General features: G+C 71.7%; 16 protein-coding genes. 11 read left to right on the top strand and 5 right to left on the bottom strand.

The features are described 5' to 3' along the window. Positions 1 to 469 precede the first annotated feature (469 nt). The 4 genes from DQ384_RS08445 to DQ384_RS08460 all read left to right on the top strand — a co-directional run bounded on the left by DQ384_RS08445 (position 470) and on the right by DQ384_RS08460 (position 3,984). Positions 470 to 919 carry a MaoC family dehydratase N-terminal domain-containing protein gene (locus tag DQ384_RS08445; RefSeq protein ID WP_114028159.1) on the top strand — a complete coding sequence of 150 codons (450 nt, stop codon included), beginning with the start codon at positions 470 to 472 and terminating at the stop codon, positions 917 to 919. 2 nt (positions 920 to 921) lie between these two features. After that, a complete protein-coding gene (locus DQ384_RS08450; protein WP_114028160.1) occupies positions 922 to 1,350 on the top strand; it encodes a MaoC family dehydratase in 429 nt (142 codons plus the stop codon). Positions 1,351 to 1,458: 108 nt separating this feature from the next. Further along, complete coding sequence (locus DQ384_RS08455; RefSeq protein WP_114028161.1) at positions 1,459 to 2,625, top strand: glycosyltransferase family 2 protein; 1,167 nt, start codon at positions 1,459 to 1,461, stop codon at positions 2,623 to 2,625. Positions 2,626 to 2,745: 120 nt separating this feature from the next. Then, on the top strand, positions 2,746 to 3,984 hold the full coding sequence (locus DQ384_RS08460; RefSeq protein ID WP_425451425.1) for a UDP-N-acetylmuramate dehydrogenase: 1,239 nt from the start codon (positions 2,746 to 2,748) through the stop codon (positions 3,982 to 3,984). Between the two features lie 143 nt (positions 3,985 to 4,127). Here DQ384_RS08460 and DQ384_RS08465 read toward each other — a convergent pair whose 3' ends face one another. The 3 genes from DQ384_RS08465 to DQ384_RS41125 all read right to left on the bottom strand — a co-directional run bounded on the left by DQ384_RS08465 (position 4,128) and on the right by DQ384_RS41125 (position 8,489). Beyond that, entirely contained in the window at positions 4,128 to 4,694 is a 567-nt protein-coding gene (locus tag DQ384_RS08465) for a TMEM165/GDT1 family protein (protein ID WP_114028162.1), read from the bottom strand. Positions 4,695 to 5,150: 456 nt separating this feature from the next. Beyond that, the gene (locus tag DQ384_RS43590; protein WP_281274023.1) at positions 5,151 to 8,021 is read right to left on the bottom strand and encodes an ATP-binding protein; all 2,871 of its coding nucleotides are present in this window, start codon (positions 8,019 to 8,021) and stop codon (positions 5,151 to 5,153) included. Between the two features lie 300 nt (positions 8,022 to 8,321). Further along, positions 8,322 to 8,489 (bottom strand): hypothetical protein, encoded by a 168-nt coding sequence (locus tag DQ384_RS41125; RefSeq protein ID WP_181871096.1) that lies wholly within the window; start codon positions 8,487 to 8,489, stop codon positions 8,322 to 8,324. Positions 8,490 to 8,829: 340 nt separating this feature from the next. Between DQ384_RS41125 and deoC the strand changes: the two genes are divergently transcribed. The 3 genes from deoC (at position 8,830) to DQ384_RS08485 (ending at position 12,292) form a co-directional block, all read left to right on the top strand. Continuing rightward, entirely contained in the window at positions 8,830 to 9,783 is a 954-nt protein-coding gene (deoC, locus tag DQ384_RS08475; protein ID WP_245966347.1) for a deoxyribose-phosphate aldolase, read from the top strand. An 11-nt stretch (positions 9,784 to 9,794) separates the two neighbouring features. Beyond that, positions 9,795 to 11,234 carry an aldehyde dehydrogenase family protein gene (locus DQ384_RS08480; RefSeq protein WP_114028165.1) on the top strand — a complete coding sequence of 480 codons (1,440 nt, stop codon included), beginning with the start codon at positions 9,795 to 9,797 and terminating at the stop codon, positions 11,232 to 11,234. 185 nt (positions 11,235 to 11,419) lie between these two features. Then, a complete protein-coding gene (locus DQ384_RS08485; protein WP_114028166.1) occupies positions 11,420 to 12,292 on the top strand; it encodes an aldehyde dehydrogenase family protein in 873 nt (290 codons plus the stop codon). A gap of 122 nt (positions 12,293 to 12,414) precedes the next feature. On the opposite strand, the gene DQ384_RS08490 is transcribed toward DQ384_RS08485, so the two are convergent. Then, positions 12,415 to 13,026: a TetR/AcrR family transcriptional regulator gene (locus DQ384_RS08490; RefSeq protein WP_114028167.1), complete on the bottom strand. Its 612-nt coding sequence runs from the start codon at positions 13,024 to 13,026 to the stop codon at positions 12,415 to 12,417. Between the two features lie 85 nt (positions 13,027 to 13,111). Here DQ384_RS08490 and DQ384_RS41130 point away from each other — a divergent pair, with 85 nt between their 5' ends. Together DQ384_RS41130 and DQ384_RS08495 are read left to right on the top strand one after the other, a co-directional pair. After that, a complete protein-coding gene (locus DQ384_RS41130; protein WP_181871097.1) occupies positions 13,112 to 14,086 on the top strand; it encodes an ABC transporter permease in 975 nt (324 codons plus the stop codon). Between the two features lie 152 nt (positions 14,087 to 14,238). After that, positions 14,239 to 15,264 (top strand): lysylphosphatidylglycerol synthase transmembrane domain-containing protein, encoded by a 1,026-nt coding sequence (locus DQ384_RS08495; RefSeq protein ID WP_181871098.1) that lies wholly within the window; start codon positions 14,239 to 14,241, stop codon positions 15,262 to 15,264. Here DQ384_RS08495 and DQ384_RS08500 read toward each other — a convergent pair. Then, positions 15,221 to 15,799, bottom strand: a complete 579-nt coding sequence (locus DQ384_RS08500; RefSeq protein ID WP_220182839.1) for an LURP-one-related family protein — start codon at positions 15,797 to 15,799, stop codon at positions 15,221 to 15,223. The genes DQ384_RS08495 and DQ384_RS08500 overlap by 44 nt on opposite strands. A 197-nt stretch (positions 15,800 to 15,996) precedes the next feature. Between DQ384_RS08500 and DQ384_RS08505 the strand changes: the two genes are divergently transcribed. Continuing rightward, positions 15,997 to 16,194 (top strand): PspC domain-containing protein, encoded by a 198-nt coding sequence (locus DQ384_RS08505; protein ID WP_114028170.1) that lies wholly within the window; start codon positions 15,997 to 15,999, stop codon positions 16,192 to 16,194. Positions 16,195 to 16,264: 70 nt separating this feature from the next. Continuing rightward, positions 16,265 to 16,924, top strand: a complete 660-nt coding sequence (gene lipB, locus DQ384_RS08510) for a lipoyl(octanoyl) transferase LipB (protein ID WP_245966320.1) — start codon at positions 16,265 to 16,267, stop codon at positions 16,922 to 16,924. The last annotated feature ends 43 nt before the right edge of the window (positions 16,925 to 16,967 follow it).

The raw sequence follows: 16,967 nt of genomic DNA on the forward strand, positions 1-16,967 counted from the left end.
GTGGGTACGGGTCGGTCGTGTGTCGTCTTGCTCTGTGCGTACGCCGCTTGGGTGCGGCGTCGGGCAGGTGCGAAGGAACCTCGGGGTCGCTGGTACGGCGAACCGCTCGGGGAGCCTCGCCGGACGGGCCCGCCCGGGTGCCGTGACACGGTCACGGTGGTGGGTGTGGTGCCAGGCATCGGCTCGATCATCTGTGCATGACCGGCGCTCCATGACGGGGCGCCGGTTTTCCGCGTGTCCGGGGGTGTTCGCGGCGTGCCCCGGGGCTTGCGCGGCCTTCGTCCGCCGATGTGATCACCATGACAGGCCGTGTTCCGCCGGCCGGCGCAGGAAACGGGCTAGCGTTCTCCGTGACCGGCGGAATGACGCGAAGCCGCGGGTGGGAACGTTCTTCCGCCCGACGACGGCGGAAGGTTGCTCTGTTACCGTCGGGCAAACCAGCTTCACGTTCCGAAAGGGCACCGGCACGATGGCTTTGAACCGCGATTTCGTCGGGAGGACATACCCGGCGTCCACCTCTTACGAGGTGAGCCGCGTCAAGATCAAGGAGTTCGCGGCCGCCATCGGCGATCCCAACCCGATCTACCGCGACCCCGAGGCCGCCCGCGCCGCCGGTCACCCCGACGTCGTCGCCCCGCCGACGTTCCCCATCGTGTTCACCCTCACCGGCGCCGCGGAGGCGCTCGCCGACCCCGATCTGCGGCTCGACTTCGCCATGGTCGTGCACGGCGAGCAGCGGTTCGAGTACGTCCGTCCCATCCACGCCGGCGACGAGCTGCTCTGCGAGTCCACGATCTCCGAGATCCGCAGCATGGGCCGCAACGAGCTGCTGACCGTCACCAGCCAGGTGACGACCCTCCAGGGCGAGCCGGTCTGCACCACCTACAACACGCTGATCGAGCGCGGAGGGGCGAAGTAGGCATGGGCGCCACCGTCAAGTACGACGAGGTCGAGATCGGCCTGCAGATTCCCGCCGTCGAGTACCCCGTCCACCGCGTCAACCTCGTCATGTACGCCGGGGCGTCGGGCGACTTCAACCCGATCCACTGGAACGAGCGGCACGCCAAGGCCGTCGGCCTGCCCGACGTGATCGCGCACGGCATGTTCACGATGTCCCAGGCCGGCCGGTTCGTCACCGACTGGGCGGGCGACCCGGGCGCGCTGGTCGACTACGGCGTGCGGTTCTCGTCCATGGTCGTCGTCCCGGACAACGACGAGGGCGCCGTGATCACGGTCAGCGGCGTCGTCGAGGACAAGCTGGACGACAACAAGGTGGTCCTCTCGCTGACGGCGAGATCCGGCGACTCACGGGTGCTGTCGAAGGCCCGCGCCACCGTACGCCTCGCCTGACCGGCCGCCCTTTCGCGAGTCCTCTCACGCCTTCGCGTGCCTTCTCACGCCGCCGGACTTGACCCGGACGCCGGAATGCTTCCGGGTGTGGTGGGTAATGGGGCCTGGGTGAACGAGGTATCCAAGCACGTGAACGGACTGGCGGGGCAGCGGGCCGAGGCCAGGGCGGAGGACGATCCGGCGACGGCGGAGGTGCGCCAGGAGGTCCGGGGCGGCAGCCGGCCGGTCGGCGACACCGAGGGCGGGCACACTCTGGAGTCCGAGCCGCCGTTCCACGTCTGGCCGACGATCGAGTCCATTCCGGTCGACTCGGGCGCGCGGGACGACCACGGCGCGGAGCACAGCGCGGGGGACAGGGCCGAGGCGGCCGGTGAGGCCGTGGTGGAACGTCACCCCGGAGGCCGTGAGCACGCTGCCGGGGGTGCGGCGAAGACGCCGAACGTGGACGACGGCACGCGGAACGAGGTCGGCACCGAGAGCATGGTCGCCTCGCAGGTGCTGTGGGACTCCACGCTGGCCGCCTCCCGCCTGCAGGAGGCGATCAGCGCCGCCCCGGCCACGGGCGAGCACGCGGAGGCGCCGTCCCCGGTCGTGACGGTGGCCCTGCTCGTGGACGGCCACCCCGCCGACCTGCGCACCTGCGTCGACGCGCTGATCCACCACACCGACGCCAAGATCCTCGCCCTGGACCTGGGCGACGTCGACGGCGCGGGCGTCGTCCTGCACGAGCTGGCCGAGCGGCATCCCGAGCGGATCACGGCCTGGCACGTCGCCGAGACCCCGTACTGGCGGGGCGGCACGGCCGGGTGGGGCGCGGGCCGGGACAAGCTGCTGCGGCTGGACACCGAGGGCGTGCACGTCGTGATGGACACCGCCACCATCGTGGACGGCGACGCGATCACCCCGCTGGCCAGGGCCGTCACCGGAGAGGTGGTGGCTGCGGGCTGGAAGGGCGTCGACCCCGGCGAGAGCGGCCACGATTGGCACGAGGCCGGTCCCGGCGAGGTCAGAGGGCTGCTGGGGTATCTGATGGCCGTCCGCCGGGACGCCGCGCTGGAGGCGGGGGGCTTCCCGGCCGAGGCACGGTACGACCGGCACGCCGACCTGGAGTTCTCGCTGCGCCTGCCGGGCAAGCTGGTCGTTCCGGAGGGACGCCTGCCCGTACGCCGCGAGCGGCGCCGGAGCGCTCCGGACGTGGACACCGAGTACGGCGAGGCCGACTCCCGCCGTACGGACGACCGCATCGCCGGGCTGCTGCGTTCGGGCGACCGATAGGTCTCGGTCTGGCGGCGCGCTTCGGCCTGTGGAGAGAGAGCCCGGCGGGCCGGTCTAGGCTTGAGGGCCGATGCGCGGTGTCCCCGCGCCGCGGACGCTTCGGGGTGCTGGGAAGGGTGCATGGCTGACCGTGTGGCAGGTGTACGGCTCGCCCCGTACACCACGTTGAGGGTGGGCGGGGCGGCCCGCGCCTTCGTGGAGGCGCGTTCCGGGGACGAACTGGTCGCGCTCGTGGCCGAGGCCGACCGCGCCGGGGAGCCGGTGCTCCTTCTCGGAGGCGGCAGCAACCTGGTCGTCTCCGACGAGGGGTTCGACGGGCTCGTGATCAAGGTGTCCTCGCGCGGGGTCGACGTGCGCGACGGCGGCGACGGCGCGGTTTCGGTCACCGTGCAGGCGGGGGAGGACTGGGACGCGCTCGTCGCCCGTGCGGTCGCGCAGGGGTGGTCGGGGGTCGAGTGCCTGTCCGGCGTCCCGGGGTCGGTCGGCTCGACGCCCATCCAGAACGTCGGCGCCTACGGGCAGGATGTCTCGCAGACGATCACCGGGGTGCGGGTGTACGACCGGCGGGCGGGGGAGCTGCTCGATCTGGACGCTTCGCAGTGCGGGTTCGCCTATCGGCACAGCGCGTTCAAGGATGATCTCACGCGTTATGTGGTCGTCTCGGTCACGTACCTGCTGCATAAGTCGGATAAATCCGGACCGGTCGCGTACAAGGAACTGGCCGCGCGGCTCGGCGTGGAGCTCGGCGAACGGGTCGCCCTCCACGAGGCGCGCACGGCCGTCCTCGGGCTGCGGCGTGGCAAGGGCATGGTGCTGGACGCCGCCGACCCGGACACCTGCAGCGCGGGGTCCTTCTTCACCAATCCGATCCTGAGCGCGGCCGACGCCGCCGAGCTGGAGCGACGCGCGCCCGGCTTCCCCCGGTGGGACGTGCCCGGAGGGGCCGTGAAGGTGCCGGCCGCGTGGCTGATCGAGCACGCCGGGTTCCCCAAGGGGTACGCGCGCGGCCCGGCGCGCATCTCGACCAAGCACACCCTCGCCCTGACCAACCCCGGCGGTCTCCGCGTCACCGGCTTCCCCACCGACCCCGAAGCCCTGGACCCCGCCGTCCCCACCGACCCCCAAAACCGTGCCGTCCTCACCGGCCCCGAAGCCTTGGACCGCGCCGCCTTCCCCTCCGACCCGGGGCCCCGGGAGACCGCGGCATCGCCCGGGGCCTCCTCGCCCGTCTTCTCCACGGACGGCGCGGCGACCGCCGCCGACATCCTGGCCCTGGCCCGCGAGGTCAAGGACGGCGTCGAAGCCAAGTTCGGCATAACCCTCGTCAACGAACCCGTTTTCATCGGCCTGACCCTCTGACCCGCACACCCTGGCCCGGCCGCTCGACGTACGGGGCGCCGGCATCGCCGTCGTCCCTCCCCGCCGACGCGGCGCCGGAAGTGTGCCCGGATGCGGACGGAACATGGGTTCCCGTCGGCTGGGGAGGGTGGGGTGGGCGGGGGTCAGAGGAGGGCTTCGAGGATCAGGGCTGCGCCGAAGAGGGCGAAGGCCGCGGCGGCGGCGTAGCGGATGACCTTTTCGGGCAGGTGTTTGCCGAGCATGCGGCCGACGACGATGGCCAGGGCGTCGGCGGCGACCATGCCGACCGTGGAGCCGATCCACGTGCCGAACCACCCGTGCTGGGTGGCGAGCGTGATCGTCGCGAGCATGGTCTTGTCGCCCAGTTCGCTGAGGAAGAACGCCACGGTCACCGCGATGAGGGCGTGGCGGGTCGTGCGCTGGGCCTTCTGGGATTCCTCTTCGCTGAGTTCGTCGCCGCGCAGCGTCCACAGGGCGAAGCCGAGGAACGCGATGCCCGCCACGATGGCGATGGCGGTCTGGGGCAGCGCGTCGCCGATGAGCCCTCCGAGGCCGACGCTGAACAGGTGGACCACCGCCGTGGCGATGGTGATGCCGGCGAGGACCGGCCACGGCTTGAATCGGGTGGCGAACGTCATGGCCATGAGCTGGCTCTTGTCGCCCAGTTCGGCCACGAAGATGACGCCGAGACTGATCCAGAACGCTTCCACGGGGGGTCGCCCTTCTATGTCGCGCGACCGGGCCGGGAGCGTGCACCGCAGGGAGTCTCAGGGCGCGCGACCTCGGCCCGATGGCGTACGTGCATTGCCACAGGGCCGAAGGTCTCGTCCGCCCCGTCGAAACGAGGCCCGCGCGACCGGGCTTGCGCCAGTGTGTCGATCACGCGATTGGGACTACTCCCCTTCGGTGTTTCCACCCCACCATAACCGATCCCCGGCGAGGGGTCGTTCCCCAAGCGCCGCTCATGAGCGTGCCGTCGAGGTCTCCGTACGAGATCCCCTGGCCCATAGGGCGACCGCGTCCGGGTAAAGATTCCGGCGCGGGGCAGGCCACGCAGGGAGTGGTGTGCCGCGGAGAGGCCGGCCGAGGAGGTTCAGGCGGTGTGCGGCGGGGCTTCGTCAGGGGAGGGCGGCCGGATGGGAGCGCTGGTACCCGCGCGGGGGAGGTCAGGCGAGGAGGCTTTGGCGGTGTGCGGCGGCGGCGGCTTCGAGGCGGGTGGAGACGCCCAGTTTGGCGAGGATGTTGGAGACGTGCACGCTGACCGTCTTGGCCGAGATGAACAGCTCGGCCGCGATGTCCCGGTTCGACCGCCCCGCCGCGACCAGCCGCAGCACCTCGGTCTCCCGGGGCGTGAGGTCGGTGGTCGTGCCGGACGCGTCGCCGGGCTCGGCGGGGACTGATTCGGCGAACGTCGTCCCGACGCGGCGGCCCAGAGCCTCGATCTCGGTCACCATCGGCCGCGCGCCGAGCGCGGACGCGATCACGTGCGCCTCGGCCAGCCGCGCGGACGCCGTCTCGCGGTCACCGGCCTTGGCCGCGGCCGCCGCGATGTCCGTCATCGCCCTCGCCCGGGGGTACGGACGGCCGAGGTGTCTCCAGGCGGCCTCCGCCGCCTCGAAGTCGCCGGAGAAGGACAGCCGGAACGCCTCGGTCACCGGCCCGTGGGAGTCGAGGCTCGCGGCGAGCGCCATCGCGGTCGCGCGCACGTCCCGCGCCGCGCCGGGAGAGGTCACGGCGGCGGCCTCGCAGACGCGCCGGCTCAGCGCCAGGATGCGCCAGCCGAGCATGGGCTTGCTGGAGTGCTGCGTCCCGCCGGACTCCGACAGCAACGCCTCGGTCACCTTGAGGGCCTGGAGCGGGTCCCCGCGCAGGAGGTGCAGCTCGATGAGCAGCCGCGCGTCGGTCATCCACTCCTGGGCGAACTCGGCGGGCTCACCCTGCATGGCCCCGATCTCGGCGAGGATGCGTTCGAGAAGGTCGGTCTCACCGCGGGCCGCCGCGATGTCGGCGCGTCCCCGGATCAGATGGCCGCGCGTCCGCGGGATCGGGTCCATCGCCAGGGCCTGCTCGATGACCTCGACGGCCTCGTCCCAGCGTCCGAGCGAGTCCAGCGCCTCGGCGCGGTTGTTGGCGATGAACGTCCCGTTGACCCGGTACCGGCCGTACTGCCGGGCCAATGCCTCGCCTTCGAGGGCGAGCTCGACGGCCTGCTCCGAGCGGCCGAGGTTGTCGAGGCTGTCGACGTTGTTGGCCAGGGCGCGCAGCACGATGCGCGCGGTCCGCAGCCCCCGGCCGATCTCGGCGGCGCGCTCGTTGGTGCGGTAGGCGGCCTCCAGGTCGCCGGTGAGCGACTGGCCGAGCGCGAGGTTGGTGAGCAGCTCGGCTTCCAGACACTCGTCGCCGATGTCGCGGGCGATGGCCAGCGCCTCGTTGGTGAGCGCGGAGCCCTCCGCCGTCTGGTTGGTGAACATCAGGAACGAGCCGAGCTTGGTGAGGACGTGGGCGCGCGTGTACCCGGGCCAGGGCACCAGCCGCTCGGCGTAGCGCAGGTCCTCCAGGCCGCCGCGCCTGCCCTTGTCGGTCTTGAGCTGGGAGCGGCGGACGAGCAGGTGGGCGACGCGCTCGGGTTCGACGGTCTCGTCCAGCTCGGCGAGCGCGCCCTTCACGAACTTCAGCCCGCGGTCGGTCTCGCCGCTGATGACCGCGGCCTCCGACGCCATCTCCAGGATCGTGGTCTGGTCGACGTTGATGCGCTCGGCGGCGTCGGGCACCCGGTCCCAGAGGGCGAGGACGCGTTCGAGGAGCTGGATCTGCTCGGTGTAGGCGAACGCGTTGGCGGCCTTCCCCGAGGCCTCCCAGGCGGAGATGAGCGCCCACAGGTGGTCGCGGGCCGAGTACCAGTGGTGGGCGATCTCGATCGCGGCGCGTCCCGGCGGCACGAGCTTGCGGTCGCGGTCGATCTCCTCGGCGAACCGGGCGTGGATGCGGTTGTGCTCGCCGGGCAGCATCTCCTCGTGCACGGCCTCGCGGATCAGCGCGTGCCGGAAGACGTACGTGCCGCCGTCGGCCACCTGGATGACGTTGCGGGCGATGGCGGGCCGCAGGGCGTTCTCCAGGTCGACGTCGGACAGGTCGGTGACCGCCCGCAGGAGCCGGTGGCCGACGCGGTTGCCCCCGGCGGCGGCGACGCGCAGCACGCGCTGGGTCTCCTCGGGCAGCCGCTCCACCGAGCCGATGATGAGGTCGTGGAGCGACTCGGGGACGTTGCAGTCGTCCTCGCGCTCCATGAGCGCCTCGACGAACAGGGGGATGCCCTCGCTGCGCTGGTAGACCTGCTCGACGAGCGCGAACTCCGGGGTGTCGCCGAGGATCCCGGCGATCTGCGCGGCGACCTCGGGCTTGCTGAGCCGGGGCAGGTCGAGCCGCACCACGCCGTCGACCCTGCCCAGCTCGGCGAGCACGGGACGCAGGGGGTGCTGGCGGTGCAGCTCGTCGGACCGGTAGGTGAGGATCATCAGGACGGGCGAGGTCCTGAGGTTGCGGCTCAGGAAGGCGATCAGGTCGCGGCTGGACCGGTCGGCCCAGTGGATGTCCTCGATGACGAGGATGACCGCGCGCCGCTCGGCGAGGCGGATCAGCAGGGTGAGGAACTGCTCGAAGAGACGCGCGCGTCCGGTCTCGGGGTCGCCGCTGGGCTCGCCGAACTCCGGCAGGAGCCGGGCGAGGTCGCGCGCGGCGCCGTCGGGCAGCAGGGCCGCGACCTCGGTGGCGCCCATCTCCTTGACGAGCTGGCGCAGGGCCGCGGTGAAGGGCGCGTAGGCCAGGCCCTCGGTGGACAGCTCGACGCAGCCTCCGGCGAGGACGTGCGCGCCGGCGCAGGCGGCCTCGTCGGCGAAGCGCGTGACCAGGCGCGTCTTGCCGCCGCCCGCCTCACCGCCGAGGAGGACGGCGGAGGCGGCCTCCTTGCGGGCCTGCTCGAAGGCCTCCGACAGTGTGCGCAGTTCGTCCTCGCGTCCCACGAAGACGGGACTCACCATCCGGCCCAGCATGTCAGCAAGCATGTCACGACCCATGTGATGTTCTGCACCTGGTTTTCATGCATTGATACCTGCGACGGAAAATGGCGGTGACCCGGCCGGATCCCTGGTCACCGCCCCCGTCACTCCCCCCGTACACCGGCCGTGCCGGTCACGGGGGTTGTGATGCCCGGCCGGGAGGGAGGCTCCGGCCGGGCTTCGTGGTGCCGCGTTTCCCGCGCCCCTCGGCGTGGGAGATCCCGGTGGTCGCCCGTGCGGCCGCGCCCCTGCGGTGGCCGGTACGGGCGTCGTGCCGGGCGTTCACGAGGTGCGGAGCTTGCCGAAGGTCGCGCGGACGCGCTTCGGGGAGCCGCTCTCGCGGGCCTTCCTGCCGGCGACCGCCTCGCTGGCGCGGCGGTGGTCGCGGGCCTCCTGGTGGAGCTCGGCCACTCGGTTGACGATGAGCTGGTAGTGGATCTCGGGAGCCATGCCGGTTCTCCTTGGTGTCTCTTTTCCTGACACCTCTAGACTCCGGCTAAGGCCCCCCTCCGCACATCGGACGGATGCCTTATCTCCCGCCCCGCCCTGGTCCTAGGACCGCCTAGGCATACCCGCGGGTGCCTTAGACGGGCTTACCCGGACGGCGTCGTCGCAGGTCAGGACGCATCCGGGCCTGTACCTAGGGGCGTGCCCACGGCCCGACGGGAGGCTCGGGCGAGATCGTCCGTCCCGGGTGCGGGCGACATTTGCTGAAATGTCGCCCGATGTCTTGCTGCGGCTCTGGTTTGGAACAATCAGGCCGGTCGGCGATGCTGGGGTGGTGTCAACACTGACGACTCCGCTCGCCGAGGTCGCGGCGACGAACGCGACCCTGAGGGCATTCCTGCACGGCCTGCCCGGCGTCGATCGCGTGGGCGCCGACCAGCGAACGGCCATGCTGGGAACCCGCTCGATCAAGACCACCGCCAAGGCGCAGGCCATCGACCTGGCCATATCCATGGTCGACCTCACCACCCTCGAAGGCGCGGACACTCTGGGCAAGGTGCGCGCGATGTGCGCCAAGGCCGTCCGCCCCGACCCCGCCGACCCCTCCGTCCCCAAGGTCGCCGCCGTCTGCGTGTACCCCGACCTGGTCGCGCCGGCCGTCGAGGCGCTCGGGCGGTCCGGCGTGCGGGTGGCCAGCGTGGCGACGGGCTTCCCGAGCGGCCGCACCTCGCTGGAGGTCAAGGTACGCGACACCGAGCTCGCGGTGGCGGCCGGCGCGCACGAGATCGACATGGTGATCGACCGCGGCGCGTTCCTGTCCGGCGACTACCGCAAGGTCTTCGACGAGATCGCCGCGGTGCGGTCCGCCTGCGCCCGTGACGGGGGTGACGACGCCCATCTGAAGGTGATCCTGGAGACCGGCGAGCTCGCCACCTACGACAACGTGCGCCGCGCGTCCTGGCTGGCCATGCTGGCGGGCGCGGACTTCATCAAGACCTCGACCGGCAAGGTCGCCCCCGCCGCGACGCTCCCGGTCACGCTGGTGATGCTGGAGGCCGTGCGCGACTTCCGCTCCCAGACCGGCCGCATGATCGGCGTCAAGCCCGCGGGCGGCATCCGCACCACCAAGGACGCGATCAAGTACCTCGTCCTGGTCAACGAGACGACCGGCCCCGACTGGCTGACCCCCGAGTGGTTCCGCCTGGGCGCCTCCAGCCTGCTCAACGACCTGCTGATGCAGCGCCAGAAGCTGACCACCGGCCGCTACGCCGGCCCCGACTACTTCACCCTGGACTGAGGCGGCCTCACGTGTTCGAATACGCACCGGCGCCCGAGTCGCGCGACGTCGTCGACATCCGGCCGTCCTACGGGCTCTTCATCAACGGCGAGTGGGCCGACGCGCTCGGCGACGCGCGGGAGAAGACCATCAACCCGGCGAGCGAAGAGGTGCTCGCCGAGTTCGCCGTCGCCAGCGAGGCGGACGTCGACCGCGCCGTCTCGGCCGCGCGCAAGGCGTACGACGCGGTGTGGGGGCAGATGCCCGGCCGCGAGCGCGCCAAGTACCTGTTCAGGATCGCCCGCATCATCCAGGAACGGGCCCGTGAGCTGGCCGTGCTGGAGTCGCTGGACAACGGCAAGCCGATCCGCGAGTCGCGCGACGTCGACCTGCCCCTGGTCGCCGCGCACTTCTTCTACTACGCCGGCTGGGCCGACAAGCTGGGGTACGCGGGCCTCGGCGCCGACCCCAGGCCCCTCGGCGTGGCCGCGCAGGTCATCCCGTGGAACTTCCCCCTGCTCATGCTCGCGTGGAAGATCGCGCCCGCGCTGGCCTGCGGCAACACCGTCGTGCTCAAACCGGCCGAGACGACGCCGCTGACCGCTCTGGCGTTCGCCGAGATCTGCCGCCAGGCGGATTTGCCGCCGGGCGTCGTCAACATCGTCACCGGCGCGGGTGAGACGGGCCAGGCCCTGGTGAACCACCCGGACGTGAACAAGGTCGCGTTCACCGGCTCCACCGAGGTCGGGCGGCTGATCGCCCGCTCGGTGGCGGGGTCGGGCAAGAAGCTCACGCTGGAGCTGGGCGGCAAGGCGGCGAACATCGTGTTCGACGACGCCGCGCTCGACCAGGCCGTCGAGGGCATCGTGAACGGCATCTTCTTCAACCAGGGCCACGTCTGCTGCGCGGGCTCCCGGCTGCTGGTCCAGGAGTCGATCGAGGGCGAGCTGCTGGACGCACTCAAGCGGCGCCTGTCCACGCTGCGCATGGGCGACCCGCTGGACAAGAACACCGACATCGGCGCGATCAACTCCTCCGCCCAGCTCGCGAAGATCAAGGAGCTGAGCGACGCGGGCGAGAGCGAGGGCGCCGCCCGCTGGTCCGCGTCCTGCCCGATCCCGGAGAAGGGGTTCTGGTTCCCGCCCACACTGTTCACCGGCGTGGCCCAGTCGCACAGGATCGCCCGCGAGGAGATCTTCGGCCCGGTGTTGTCGGTCCTGACCTTCCGTACGCCCGCCGAGGCCGTCGAGAAGGCGAACAACAGTCCCTACGGCCTGTCCGCCGGGGTGTGGACCGAGAAGGGCTCGCGCATCCTGTGGATGGCCGACAAGCTGCGCGCCGGCGTGGTCTGGGCCAACACCTTCAACAAGTTCGACCCGACGTCGCCGTTCGGGGGTTACAAGGAGTCCGGATACGGCCGCGAGGGCGGCAGGCACGGATTGGAGGCGTATCTCGATGTCCGACCCATGTGAGCACCGCAGGAGGCCCCGCCGGTCCCGCCGCGCGCAGGCCACCGGGGGACGCGCCTACGCCCGTGCGGGACGCACCACCGCGACCGTCCGTCAGGGATGGTTCGCCCACCGCTGCGGGGTGAGCCGCTGCCGCCAGGTCTTCGTGCCCGCACGGCTCTCGCCGGAAGAGATGACCTGGAGAGGCGATGACTGAGCCGGGCAGGCTGGCCGTTCGCAAGACGTACAAGCTGTACATCGGCGGGGCGTTCCCGCGGTCGGAGAGCGGAAGGTCCTATGCCGTGACCTCCTCCAAGGGGCAGTTCCTGGCCAACGCCTCGCGGGCCTCGCGCAAGGACGCCCGCGACGCGGTGACGGCCGCGCGCAAGGCGTTCCCGGGCTGGTCGGGCGCGACCGCCTACAACCGGGGGCAGATCCTCTACCGCGTCGCCGAGATGCTGGAGGGGCGCCGCGCCCAGTTCGCCGCCGAGCTGATCGACGCGGACGGCGTGTCGGCGCGCAAGGCGGGCGAGCTCGTCGACGCCGCAGTGGACCGCCTGGTCTGGTACGCGGGCTGGTCGGACAAGATCGGGGCGCTGCGCGGCGCGGCCAACCCGGTCGCGGGGCCGTACTTCAACCTCTCGACGCCGGAGCCGACGGGCGTGGTGGCCGTGGTGGCGCCGCCGATGGGTCCGCTGCTCGGCCTGATCTCGGTCATCGCGCCGGTGATCGTGTCGGGCAACACCTGCGTGGTCGTGGCCTCCGAGCGGGCGCCGCTGCCGGCGATCACGCTCGGCGAGGTGCTGGCGACGTCCGACCTGCCGGGCGGGGTGGTCAACCTGCTGACGGGCAGGGTCGCCGAGCTGGCGCCCTGGCTGGCCTCCCACATGGACGTCAACGCGATCGACCTGACCGGCTGCCCCGAGGAGCTCGCGGTGGCCTGCGAGCGGGACGCCGCCGAGAACCTCAAGCGCGTGCTGCGCCCCGCCACCGGGAAGGTCGACTGGCTCGCCGACCCGGGCGTGGAGCGCATGACGGCCTTCCTGGAGACCAAGACCGTCTGGCACCCGATCGGGGTCTGACCGCCCCGAGCATCGTCGAAGGGCGTCGGCCACGTGCCGGCGCCCTTTCGCGGTACGCCCGGCATGGGCGATCGCTTGGGGTGGAAGCCTCCTGGAGGAAGAGGTGGCGCGCGCGGGCGGCGTCAGGTGAGCGTGAGGTCGCCGGTGAGGTAGCGCTGGACGGTGGGGCCGACGGCGCGGACGATCGTCTCGGCGGGCACGCCGGCGATGGCGTCCACCTTGAGGATGTACCGCATCAGGGCCAGGCCGATGAGCTGCGAACCGGCGAGGGTCGCGCGGGTCTCGGCGTGGTCGATGCCGAGCCGCTTGGCGATCGGGACCAGGATCTCCTCGGTCATGAAGTGTCTCAGCAGCTCGGCGGCGGCCTCCGAGGTCGCGGCCGCCTTCAGGATGGCGTACAGCAGGGGGGCCGCCTCCGGGTCCTCCCAGATGGACAGGTAGCGGCGGACCAGGCGCTCCCCGAGCAGGCCGGGGTCGCCCTCGACGGCCTCGGACAGGCCGCGCAGCGGGATGTCCCGGATGCGGACGGCGGCGTCGAACAGGCCGTCCTTGGTGCCGAAGAAGTGGATCACGAGGGCGGGGTCGACCCCCGCGGCGCGGGCCACGCCCCGGACGGTCGTCGCGGAGTATCCCTGCGCGGTGAAGGACTCCATCGCGGCCTCCAGGATCGCGTCCCTCGTCAGGGTCTCACCGGGTCGTCGTCCCCCCGCTGACCTGGGTCTTCCGCCGGTCATCCGGACTCCTCTCGATCGGCCCTATTCAACCATGTTGAATTCATCTATCGTGAACTCAACACTGATGAAGTCAACAGGTGGTGAAATGGGAAAGATCATCGGAGCGCTCGTCGCGGTGACCTTCGTGGGCATGCTGTTCGCCGGGTCGTTCCTCGGTGCGCTCCACAAGCCCGAGCCGCACGGCGTCCCCGTCGCCGTCGTCGGCCCGGCCCAGGTCGTGGGGCAGGTCGAGGCGGCGGTCGCGCGCGCGAAGCCCGGGGCCTTCGAGGTCTCCGGGTACGCCTCCGAGCAGGCGGCCCGCACGGCGCTGCTGGACCGCGAGGTCGACGGGGTGCTCGTCCCCCAGAGCGGCAGGCTGATCGTCGCGAGCGCGGCGGGACGGACGGCCGCGACGGCGCTGACCGGCGCCTTCGAGGCGGCGGCCAAGGCCCAGGGCCGCGCGCTGACGGTGGAGGACGCGGTGCCGCTGCCGCCGGGCGACCCCGGAGGCATCTCGGGCATGTTCTACGCGCTCGCTCTCATCGTGCCGGGCCTCGCCCTGGCCGTGGCGATCGGGCGGGTGGCCCCTGGCATCGGCCCGGCGGGGCGGCTCGGGGCGCTCGCGCTCGGGGCCCTGTTCGTCGGCCTCGGCGAGGCGTTTCTGGCCGACGTGGCGTTCGGCGCGCTGCCGGGGAATTACGCCGGGCTGGTGGCTGTTTCGTCGGGCATCGTGCTGACGATCGGGGTGGTCGTGTCGGGGCTGCTGCGGGCCGCCGGATTCGCCGGCGTGGGTCTCGGGGCGCTTCTGTTCATCCCGATCGGGCTGCCCGCCAGTGGGGGGCCGCTTGGTGCCCGCTTTGTCCCGGAATGGTATGCCTGGATCGGCAAGTTCCTCCCTGTGGGACCGGGGGCGGAAGCGGTGCGGAACGTCGTCTACTTCGGTGGCGCCGCGCTCGCCGCGCCGCTCGCGGTCCTGGCCGGCTGGGCCCTGCTCGGCCTTGTCCTTCTCGTCCTACCGGCGCGGCGTCCCTCCGCCGAGCCGGTTCCCCCTCGCCACCCGGTGACCGCCTCCGGAATCTGAGGGCTCTGTCAAAAGCGGTAACCAGCTGTTCACTGCACGCCCGGACGTTTCGGGAAACCGGAAACATCGGGCCGGGCAACTGTCGGAATCCAGCACTCGCCCGGCCCGCCCACGGACGTCATGATCCTCACGAGGAGGCGATGGTGGGAACGGTGGCCCCAGAGAGGGCCGGTGAGATGGGCGGCGCCGAGGCGCCCGCCGGCCGACCACCCCGGTCCCGGACCCGGCTGGCCGGGCGGTTGTTCATGATCGCCTGCGTGGTGGTCGTGGTGGTGACCTTCCGCGACCGCCTGCCGGATCCGGGCGAGATCTGGGCGCTGATGACCGGCGCCCACCCCGGCTGGCTCATCGTCGCCGTCACGCTGGAGGCGTCCTCCATGCGCGCGTACGCCCGGCTGATCCGGCACCTGCTCACGGCGGGCGGCGCCCAGCTCACGCTGCCGCGCGCCGTGGCCGTCACCTACGCGCGCACGGCCGTCTCGAACTCCCTGCCCGGCGGCCAGGTGCTCAGCGTCGCCTACACCACGCGGCAACTGCGCGTGCTCGGCGCCACGACCCCGCTCATCGCGGCCACGCTGGTGCTGACCGCGGTGTTCTCCACGATGACCTTCCTCGCCCTCGGCGTGGCCGCCCTGCTGGCCGAGCCTTCGACGCGCGCCCCGGCCGCGTGGGTTCTGGCGGCGCTGTCCCTCACCGTCGCCCTGGCGGTCAGGTTCCGTCCCCGCGGCTTCGCCGGGTGGCTCGCCCGGCGCGGCGGGCGCCTGCGCGCCATGGTGGACGGACTACGCGACGCGCGCGCGGCGATCTCGCTCACGCGGCGCGACGCGTTCGTCCTGCCCGGCCTGGCGCTGACCAACTGGCTGCTCGACGTGGGCTGCCTCGTGGCCGTGTGCCTGGCCACCGGGGTCTCCGTCGGCCCGAACACGGTGCTGCTCGGTTACGTGGCCGCGAAGGCCGCCGGCGTGATGGCGCTCGTGCCGGGCGGCCTCGGCATCAGCGAGATCGGCATGGCCGCGACCTTCGCCGGGGCGGGGATGACGGGCGCGGCCGCCGCGGCGGTGGTGGCGATCTACCGGCTCATCTCGTACTGGGGCGTGCTCATCGTCGGATGGGGCGCCTGGCTGACGCTGAACGTCATCGCGACTGGAGAGCGTCCAGAGCGACGGCCATCGCGATGATCAGGCGCCGGTCGAGCCGCGGGTCGTGGATCTCGACCGCGTAGCGGTCGCGCAGGCCCCACTTGCGGTCCACCGAGAACGCGATCTGGGCGCCCACCCCGAAGTCGAAGTGGTACGGCAGCCACGACAGCGAGTCGGCGAACCGGCGCAGCAGGCTCACCAGCAGGCTGCGTTCCTGGCCGGTGAAGGTCGGCATGCCCGGCTGCTGGAAGTGCCACGTCGAGCGGAGCAGCGACGCGGCGAAGTCCTTCTTGAAGAAGCCGATCGGCTGCCCGCTGTGGTCCACGACGTCGTAGCCGCTGCCGAGGTCGATCACCTTGCGGGCCTTGAACCCGGCGAGCACGTACTGCCGGGAGTCGTCGGTGTAGAGCGTCACCTGCTCCTTGAAGGCCATCCGCTTCTGCTCGGCGAAGGCGACCATCGGGCCCTCCGACCCGTCGGGCTGCTCAAGATGGACCACATAGCGGTTCACCATCATGGTGATCTTCTGGCGCACCAGAAGCCGGCGCTGTGATTGCAAGGTCGCGAAGTCCACGTCGCTCTCCATGGTCGGGGGATTGCCACTGTAGGGGTTCTGCCCTGTGGTGCGGTGCCATGGCCTCCGCCCCCCGGGACGACCCTGACCTCACCTCCGGGACGACCCTGAATTCCCCCGAGCGACTGATGTCGCCGGAACGGGGCAGGGGTCTCCTTCGTTGGACGGACTGAATGAAGATCCGGGGGAGGAGAGAAATGCACCGGTCTCGAGAACACAAGATGATCGCGGGCGTCTGCGGCGGTCTCGCCGAGAGCTGGGGATGGCGTCCGTCGATGGTGCGCCTGCTGTTCGTGGTCTCCTGCGTCCTGCCTGGGCCGCAGTTCCTCATCTACCTGCTCATGTGGCTGTTCATCCCCAAGGCGCCGCACCGCGCGTCGGCCGGGCGCTGGTGAGTCCCGGCGAACGGGGCGCCGCGCGACGGCGGCGCCCGAATCGTCCATTCATGGGACGTATGCTCGGACTGTGAGCGAACGAATCGTAAGCGGGCGGCCGCTGGTCCTGGTCGAGGACGACCTGGTCGACTACGAGAAGGCCATGGAGCGCATGGCCGAGCTGGTCGCCGCGCGCCAGAATGACGAGCGGCCGGACACGTTGTGGCTGCTCAGCCACCCCCAGGTGTTCACCGTCGGGAAGCGCACGCTGCCCGAGCACCTGCCCGACCCCGCCCGGGGCATCCCCGTCGTCTCGACCGGACGCGGGGGCCAGCTCACCTACCACGGCCCCGGCCAGCTCGTCGGCTACCTGATCGTCAAGCTCCGGCCGGACGAGGGCGTCGTCGACTATGTCCGCGAGGTCGAGCTGCGGCTGGTCGAGGCCCTCGGCGAGCTGGGCCTTCCCGCCGAGCGGCGTGACACCCCGCCGGGATCGGAGCTGCTCACGGGCGTCTGGACGCGCGACACCGGCCGGAAGATCGTCTCGATCGGCATGCGCGCCGGGCGCGGCGTCACGAGCCACGGCTTCGCCCTCAACGTGGACGGCGACCTGGACCCGTGGCACTACGCCGTGCCGTGCGGCATGCCGGAGGTCGAGATGACCTCCCTGGCCAACGAGTTCCGGGCCGCCCCGGATGCCGAGCGCGTCCGCCGGGTGGTGGCCTCGGCCTTCGAGGCGTCCGCCCTCTGACCACCGCCGCCGGCCCGCGCCCTCGTGAGGGCGCGAGCCGGAG

The sequence above is a fragment of the Sphaerisporangium album genome (assembly GCF_003323745.1).
Classification (GTDB): domain Bacteria; phylum Actinomycetota; class Actinomycetes; order Streptosporangiales; family Streptosporangiaceae; genus Sphaerisporangium; species Sphaerisporangium album.

Coding starts and splice junctions, on each gene's coding strand:
- DQ384_RS08445 (WP_114028159.1), top strand. CDS start 470: ATGGCTTTGAACCGCGATTTCGTCGGGAGGACATACCCGGCGTCCACC.
- DQ384_RS08450 (WP_114028160.1), top strand. CDS start 922: ATGGGCGCCACCGTCAAGTACGACGAGGTCGAGATCGGCCTGCAGATT.
- DQ384_RS08460 (WP_425451425.1), top strand. CDS start 2,746: ATGGCTGACCGTGTGGCAGGTGTACGGCTCGCCCCGTACACCACGTTG.
- DQ384_RS43590 (WP_281274023.1), bottom strand. CDS start 8,021: ATGGTGAGTCCCGTCTTCGTGGGACGCGAGGACGAACTGCGCACACTG.
- DQ384_RS41125 (WP_181871096.1), bottom strand. CDS start 8,489: ATGGCTCCCGAGATCCACTACCAGCTCATCGTCAACCGAGTGGCCGAG.
- DQ384_RS08485 (WP_114028166.1), top strand. CDS start 11,420: ATGACTGAGCCGGGCAGGCTGGCCGTTCGCAAGACGTACAAGCTGTAC.
- DQ384_RS08490 (WP_114028167.1), bottom strand. CDS start 13,026: ATGACCGGCGGAAGACCCAGGTCAGCGGGGGGACGACGACCCGGTGAG.
- DQ384_RS41130 (WP_181871097.1), top strand. CDS start 13,112: ATGGGAAAGATCATCGGAGCGCTCGTCGCGGTGACCTTCGTGGGCATG.
- DQ384_RS08505 (WP_114028170.1), top strand. CDS start 15,997: ATGCACCGGTCTCGAGAACACAAGATGATCGCGGGCGTCTGCGGCGGT.